Origin of the sequence: Actinotignum sanguinis (genome assembly GCF_030230305.1) — a bacterium.
In the GTDB taxonomy this organism is placed as follows: domain Bacteria; phylum Actinomycetota; class Actinomycetes; order Actinomycetales; family Actinomycetaceae; genus Actinotignum; species Actinotignum sanguinis.
This window is the reverse complement of sequence record NZ_JASPCQ010000028.1, coordinates 1-6,846: the sequence shown is the minus strand read 5'-3', so window position 1 is coordinate 6,846 and position 6,846 is coordinate 1. Positions and strand designations below refer to the sequence as shown.

Annotated in this window: 4 protein-coding genes; 2 read left to right on the top strand and 2 right to left on the bottom strand. The window is 65.2% G+C overall.

Annotated elements, in window-relative coordinates; genetic code table 11:
• Nucleotides 1-85: 85 nt before the first annotated feature.
• Nucleotides 86-886, bottom strand: coding sequence for a carboxymuconolactone decarboxylase family protein (locus QP828_RS08745; protein ID WP_274732917.1), 801 nt, complete (start codon nucleotides 884-886; stop codon nucleotides 86-88).
• A gap of 134 nt (nucleotides 887-1,020) precedes the next feature.
• Nucleotides 1,021-4,059 carry a choice-of-anchor M domain-containing protein gene (locus QP828_RS08740; protein ID WP_284891579.1) on the bottom strand — a complete coding sequence of 1,013 codons (3,039 nt, stop codon included), beginning with the start codon at nucleotides 4,057-4,059 and terminating at the stop codon, nucleotides 1,021-1,023.
• A gap of 124 nt (nucleotides 4,060-4,183) precedes the next feature.
• Here QP828_RS08740 and QP828_RS08735 point away from each other — a divergent pair, with 124 nt between their 5' ends.
• Nucleotides 4,184-6,025, top strand: a complete 1,842-nt coding sequence (locus tag QP828_RS08735; RefSeq protein ID WP_274732915.1) for a choice-of-anchor M domain-containing protein — start codon at nucleotides 4,184-4,186, stop codon at nucleotides 6,023-6,025.
• Nucleotides 6,026-6,118: 93 nt separating this feature from the next.
• Nucleotides 6,119-6,673: an NADPH-dependent FMN reductase gene (locus QP828_RS08730; protein ID WP_016441914.1), complete on the top strand. Its 555-nt coding sequence runs from the start codon at nucleotides 6,119-6,121 to the stop codon at nucleotides 6,671-6,673.
• Nucleotides 6,674-6,846: the final 173 nt, after the last annotated feature.

The window sequence follows — 6,846 nt, the reverse complement described above, 5'->3', positions numbered from 1 at the left end:
TCTTTGAGCCTACAACGTGACCTGGGATACATTCAATAGCTTAGGTTGGTTATTTATTTCCGAAGTAAAGCTCTTTCGGAAGGAATCACAGCCGCGCATACTCCGCATTGCTCACCGGCTCAAGCCACTCGTTGGAGGTATCCGTGCCGGGAACTTCCACAGCGAGGTGGGAGAACCAGCTATCGGGTGCGGCCCCGTGCCAGTGCTTGGTGCCCGCTGGCACATTGATCACATCCCCGGGCAGCATTTCTTCCACCGGCTGGCCCCAGACCTGGTGGAATCCGCGGCCGGCCACGCAGATAAGGATTTGGCCGCCGCCGCTGGAGGCGTGGTGAATATGCCAGTTATTGCGGCAGCCCGGCTCGAACGTCACGTTGTACATGGGAACCTGGCTGGTGGAAACCGGCGCGAGGTAGCTCTGCCCGATGAAATACTGAGCAAAACCGTCATTGGGGTCACCGATGGGGAAGAGGCATTCGCGCACGTGGCGTTCCTTGGCGCTCAGTGCATCCGTGCCAGGATTGGAGCCAGCGCTACCATCCGCACCCGCAGTCTCGGCATCACTACTCCACACGTCCTTCGCCAGATTGAAAACTGCCCAAGCCTTCGGCCAGCCTACGTACATGGCCGCATGCGTAATAATCGCGGTGATCTCCTCCCGAGTCACCCCGTGATTCTTGGCGTTATCCAGGTGATAGCGCAGCGAAGAATCCGTGATCCCGGAAGCCATGAGAGCCACCACCGTCACCACGCACTTCGTTTTGAGAGACAGCGCGGGCTGATTCCACACCCGCCCAAAAAGAACGTCGTCATTGAGCTCGGCAAAAAGCGGGGCGAAATCTCCCAGCTGGTCACGGCCCGCGGTTTGGGTAATCTTCTCACTCACCTGAGATCATCTCCTTCACATATGGCCGACGCCTTTGCCCAGCCAAAAAACAGACTACACCCCGGCGCATCCGGTCTCGGGTGCGCCGGGGTGTGGGGGGCGGGCCTTAGTGGCCCGGTCCGTTCATAGGTGCGTTACTTGCGCCGGTGGCGTTCCAGGGCGACGCCGCCGCCCAGGCACAGGGCACACAAAGCGATCACGCCCATGATCTTCGCCAGGGTGCTCAGCTTAATGCTCCGATCCCAGCCGATTGCCGAAGCATCGGCATTTGCGCCGGCAGTCGCCTGATTGCCCTGGCCTGCTGCGCTATTCGGCATGCCAACGAAGGCGGAACCGGAGGGTGTGCCGGCACCGGGCGTGGCACTCGCCGACGGAGTAGTGGAGGGTGCAGCCGCTTTCCCGGCTGCCGGCCCGCCCGCCTTCGCGGGTGCGGGGGAGATGGGGCGCGGTGCCGCGCCGCCACCGGGGCTGAGCGGTGCGTTGCCGCTCGGTGGCAGCACCTTCGCCCCGGGATTCTCCGGAAGCGGAGCGGGAGCGGGCGGCCCGGCGGGAGTGAGCGGCTTATTCCCGGGATTATTTCCAGTGCCGGGTATACCCGGCTGCCGATTCGGTTTCTGTGTGCTATCTTGTCCCGGGGTTTCGGGTGTGGTCGACGGCTGCGGTGCGGGAGTGGTGCCCGGCGTGGGCGCACCACCCGGATTAACGGTGCCGCCCGGGTTGCCACCAGGGTTACCTCCGGGATTTCCACCCGGATTCGGCGTGCCGCCAGGATTCCCGCCCGGATTGGGCTTTCCATCCGGATTCGGATCCGCGGAGGGGTGATCCGCACCACCCGGTTCGGGAGCGGCGGGATCGCCGGGGATGCTCACGGTGCCCTGCTCGTAACCGGCGATCGTCTCATCCCCAACCAAGAAGACGAGGCGGCCCGCCCGATTGGCCCCGCCCGCGCCGGAAGCTTCCGGCGCGGGCGGGGCGTCGTCGTACCACACCCGCAGCACGTACACGCCCGGCTGCGTGAAGGCCCAACCGGCGTGCTGATGTGTGGGATCGGGCAGGTCAAGAGCGGTGCGCGAGGTGTCGAAAAGCCGATCCACGTTCCCGAAGCCGCTCAGCGCGTAGGCGTGATACTGCGCGCCGGCCGGAATCGACTCCGGCTCCACATGGAAACGCGTGGGCTTGCGGTAGCTCTCCGTGGACCACCCGGGCCAAATATGCGAACGATCCCAGTTCTGGGGCAGCTGGTAGAGCCGCTCGCCCTCCGCGCCAAGGAAATCAAAAACCGCGCCCTTCGCCCGCGGCGACTTCGCCGAATCGGGCACCGCCAGCGCCACCGTGCTCACATCGCGCTGCACCGAGGTGGTGGCGTGCTCGAGGGTGTCGTCCTTGAGGGTGACGCCCGGGCCGCCTTCGCCCGGCACTGCCTGCAGATCCACGTGGCCGCGCCGCAAAATGGTGCGCGATGGGGCGGGCTTTGGTGCGGGAGCGCTAGGTGAAACGGAAGGTGTGGGCGCCGGCGCGGGCGGATTCGGCCCAGGATTCGGGCTAGGGTTCGGCGCAGGATTCGGACCCGGGTTCGGCCCGGGCTCAGGCTCCGGCGCCGGTTCAGGCTGCGGCCCGGGGGCCGGCTGGGTGCCGGTACCAATCGCGGGAGCCGCGGCGAGCCGCCCGGAATAGCTTTGCGGGGCGCTCAGATCCATGGTGCCAAAACGCACGTCCGCCGCCGCGCTCATATTCACTTCCGGATGCGGGTCAATGCTGAGCTTGAGATGGTAGCCCTCGCACCAGGAATCGCCCTGGGTCACGGTGGCCACACCGCGCGAATCCGTCACCATATTCACTTCGCAATCCGGGTACTTATCCTCCGCTTTCGCGTAGTAACCGCCGTGCACGTACGCGCGCACCTTCGGATCCGTGAAAGCAACCGAGGTGGTCACGTTTCCGGTAGCCGTCTTTTCCGTGCGCACCGTGTAATCGAAGGACGACGGCGTATATTCCCCGCCCGCCATAGCCGGCGCCGGGTCCTGCGAATGGGGCTCGGGCAGCTGAGTGGCGCTCTCCGAGGTGCTGGCCTCCGCATCGCCAAAGGTGTAGGAGACCGGGGCGGAAACCCAGCGGGCCCCGGTGGTGGCCTGAGCGCCGGGAGCCGAATTAGCTGCGCCGTCGGCCTTGGGCGCGTCGGCCGCGCCCTGCGTTCCCGGGGTGGCGGGCACGAAAACCGCCTGGAAATTCGAGGCGCCCGAGCCGATCATCTCCGCCCAGCGCGCCTTCCCCTTCTCCACCGGGACTTCGGCCAAGAAGTAACCATCCAGGAAGAACTGCACCTTCCCCGCCACCGTTTCCGAACCGGCATCGAAACGCAGCTCGGTGAGCTGGTCATCCGCATCATGCTCGCGGCCCTCATACGGGGCGAGGGAGAAACGGTAACCGGACGTATCCCCGGTGGGTGCGGCGTTGAACGCGGTAGCCAGATCGGGGCCCGCCTCCTTGGCCGGGCGGGTACCACCCACCTGCCACACAAACGGAATCTCCTGCGAGGCAATAATCTTGCCGTCCACCCCGCGCGCGATGGCGCGGTAGGTCAGGGTGTAGCGCCCCGGCTTGGTAAAAGCGGTCTCGTTATGGGTGTGGCTGCCGGGCACCAGGTAGGAGACCCGCCGCCCCGTCTCGTGGCTGGAGAACAGCGGGAGGTAGAGGTCCATATTGGTCATAAAGGCTTCCATGCGCCCCGGGCCGTCGAACTTGGTCAGCTCGAGGGCAAAGGTGCCGTTGCGGAATTGCTCCACCGGAATGCCGGCATCCGCACCGAAACCGGCCCAGATGGGGAAGGGACCGCTGGGCATACCCGGCGCGGAATACCAGCGCTCGGCCACCTTGCGCAGATGCCCGTAAGCCTCGTTATCCGGAGGTAGGAAAATGTACTGCTGCCCGCCCTGATTCGAGCCGGAGCGCGCGTAGCCGCGCCCCACCCAATTGACGGTCTTCTCCAGCGGATACAGCTCGTCATAGGCTTCGTTTTTCAGCACGAACGTACCGTTTTCCCAAAAAACCTTGGGGGCGTCAACATGCGCCGTCGTTGTGACAATCTTTCCGTCATCCGGGGCGGCCGCGGCGGCCGGAGCTATCCCGGCGGTGAGTGCGGCGGCGGCCAGGGCCGCGAGGAAGCGTCGTGCCATTCTGTCTCTTTCCGTTTCGGTGTGCGGCAGTCCGCGTGCGCGACAACCACATCACCCCTTATTGATAATCATTATTGTTATCAAATAGGCTAGGTGACGCAAGTACCGCAAGGAAAGGAAAGTCATGACAGCACTCACACGGCGTGCTGCGGCGGGGCTGGCGGGCGCCATGGCGGCGCTCCTGGCCGGGTGGGGAGCATTCCTTCCTGCCGCCCAGGCTGCACCGGCGCCGGCAGCGCCCGCGGGGGCGGGGGCCGGGCAGCCCACCGTTCTCACCTCCGGGCATATGGACCTCTTCAATATCGCCGCCGGAGCGGACGGCAGCATCTCCCTCAATCTCAAAGAGGATGCCACCGGCACCGGGGTGGAGCGCGCCCCTGAAGAAACCGTGGTCGGCGTGGTGGAGAAAACTTTTACTACCAAATCCGCAGTGGTTCCGCAGCTGGGTACACCCGGCTTTCTGCTCGACCAGGTGCAGCAGTACGGAATTGTATGGCCCGGCTGGGATTCCGGGGCGGCGCGCCAGCTGGGCGGCACCGCGGTACGTTTCGTGGTGGAGCAACTCGAAGGCCCCGGCAAGGTCTTCCTGTGGGAAACGAATTTCGCCACCCTCAATCCGATTTTGCGCGACGCTGCCGGCGCTCCGAGCTTCCAGATGGTGCCGGGCAGTGTGATCGCCCAGTCCGAACCCGCGCACCAGCACGCGAATTGGCTCTTCTCCGCGCCCGGCACCTACCGCATGACGGTGCGGGCCGAAGTGGATACCCCCGGCGGTACCCTCACCTCGTCCGCCCGCACGTACACCTGGGCGGTGGGCGACGCCGCGATTGCGGCCGCTCAGGGTCACGATAACGGTGGCCCCGGTAGCGGTTCCGATAGTGGGAACGACGGCGCCGCTGGCGCGCCGGGCGATTCATCTACTCCGGACGGCGGAACCGCACCGGAAGCTGGCGCCGGGGGAAGCGGTGCGGCTCCGAGTGGCACCCCGACCGGTGGAGTTAATGGTGCGAACGGTGGGAACAGTGCCAATGGCGCGAACGGCGCGGGCGGTGCGAACGGTGCCCCGGCACCGGGCGGCGGCGCTACGCAGGCACCCTCGGGCCAGGCGCCCGCGGCTCAAGCGCCCCAATCTCCGGCCGGCCAAGCAGCGCAAGCGCCCGCCGCGCCGGTCTGCATCCCCACCCCGGTGGAGCGTGCCGCGAGCGGCGGTGCCAGCGGCTCGCATACGATCCCGGCCAATACCCACGTGCATCCCAATTGGGTCTTCACCCAGCCGGGTACCTACACGGTGGGCCTGGCCTTGAACGCCACCGCGAAAGACGGCACCCGCCTATCAACCACCACCACCCTGACTTTCAACGTCGGGGGAAGTGGCACCGCCAATAGCGGCCATTACGACCTGGGCGCGGTGGTGGACGGCGGGCAGCTGCGCGCCGCCGTCAAGGACGATAATTCCGGGCAGTGGCTCGATCCGGCTTCCCTGAGCTTCGGCTTGGGGGAGGCCGCGGCCACCACCGCGCCGGCCGGCATCGATTTCGTGGCCGGCGCCGGCGAGCGCATCTACATGATTTCCTCCAGCCAGGTCTCCGGAGTGCCGTGGCTGGGTGCGAATACCCAGCATCCCAGCTTCCGCGAAGCGACCACCGGCGAGCTCACCCTGAGCGTCACCAGCGTTTCCGGGCCCGGCAAGATGGCCGTTTTCGAATCGGGGACCTTCGGACAGCTGGTGGGCCAGCAGTGGTTCGGTTCCAGCGGCGGTGGCACCGAAACGGTGTGGGAAGGCCGCACTGCCGATGGTCAGCCTTGCGAGCTATCGCCCGAGCAAATCGCCCAGCTGGAACGTGAAGGTAAGAAACTCGGGAATAACCTTGCCCATTCCGGTTCCGAGGTTATCGACCCCCTCGCGGTTACCCTGGCCCTCCTCTGCGTGGGTGGGGTGGTGCTCTACACCCGCAAGCGGGCCTAGCCTATGATGGTGGCAGCGTCCGCTTCGGCGCCTGTGGCGGCGGCCGGGCGCGGCACACCCAGTCAAGATACGAGTGAAAAGCGCGGGATACTTATGAAGATTTCAATTCTGGTGGGTAGTTTGCGGCGCGGTTCCTACGCGCGCAAAATTGCGAGCGAAGTGGCCGGCTATTTCCCCGAGGGTTACGAGGTGGAGATTGTGGAGATCGGTCACCTGCCGCTCTACAACTTCGATTACGACGACGCAGCTGTGACGGACGTACCCCTGCCCGAAAGCTACACCAGCTTCCGGGAAACCATTAAGGCCAGCGATGGCATCCTCTTCGTCACGCCGGAAAATAATCGCACCGTGCCGGCTTGCCTGAAGAACGCCGTGGACATCGGCTCCAAGCCCAATAGTGATGTGGCCTGGAAGAATAAGCCGGCCGGCATTATTAGCCATTCGGTGGGGCGCATGGGCGGCTACAGCTCGCAGAAGAACCTGCGCCTGGCCCTCTCCTACTTCGATATGCCCATGCCCGGGCAGCCCGAAGTGTTCCTGGGGCGCTCCCCGGAACTCTTTGATGAGTCCGGCAAGCTGAAGTCCGATACCGCGGACTTCGTGCGCGGCTATATTGATCGCTTCGTGGCCCTCGTCGAGAAGAAGTAACTCGCGCGAATCGCGTATGCACCCCCGAGTTGGCGTCTAGCCGGCTCGGGGGTGTTTTTCGTAGCCGGAATGCTGGTGGGGAAGGCGCGGCGTCGTCGTTATGACACACACCACTACGGCGAGCCTTAAGTCCTAGGCGCCCGCAATGCGACACTATATCTAGTGGTCGAAAT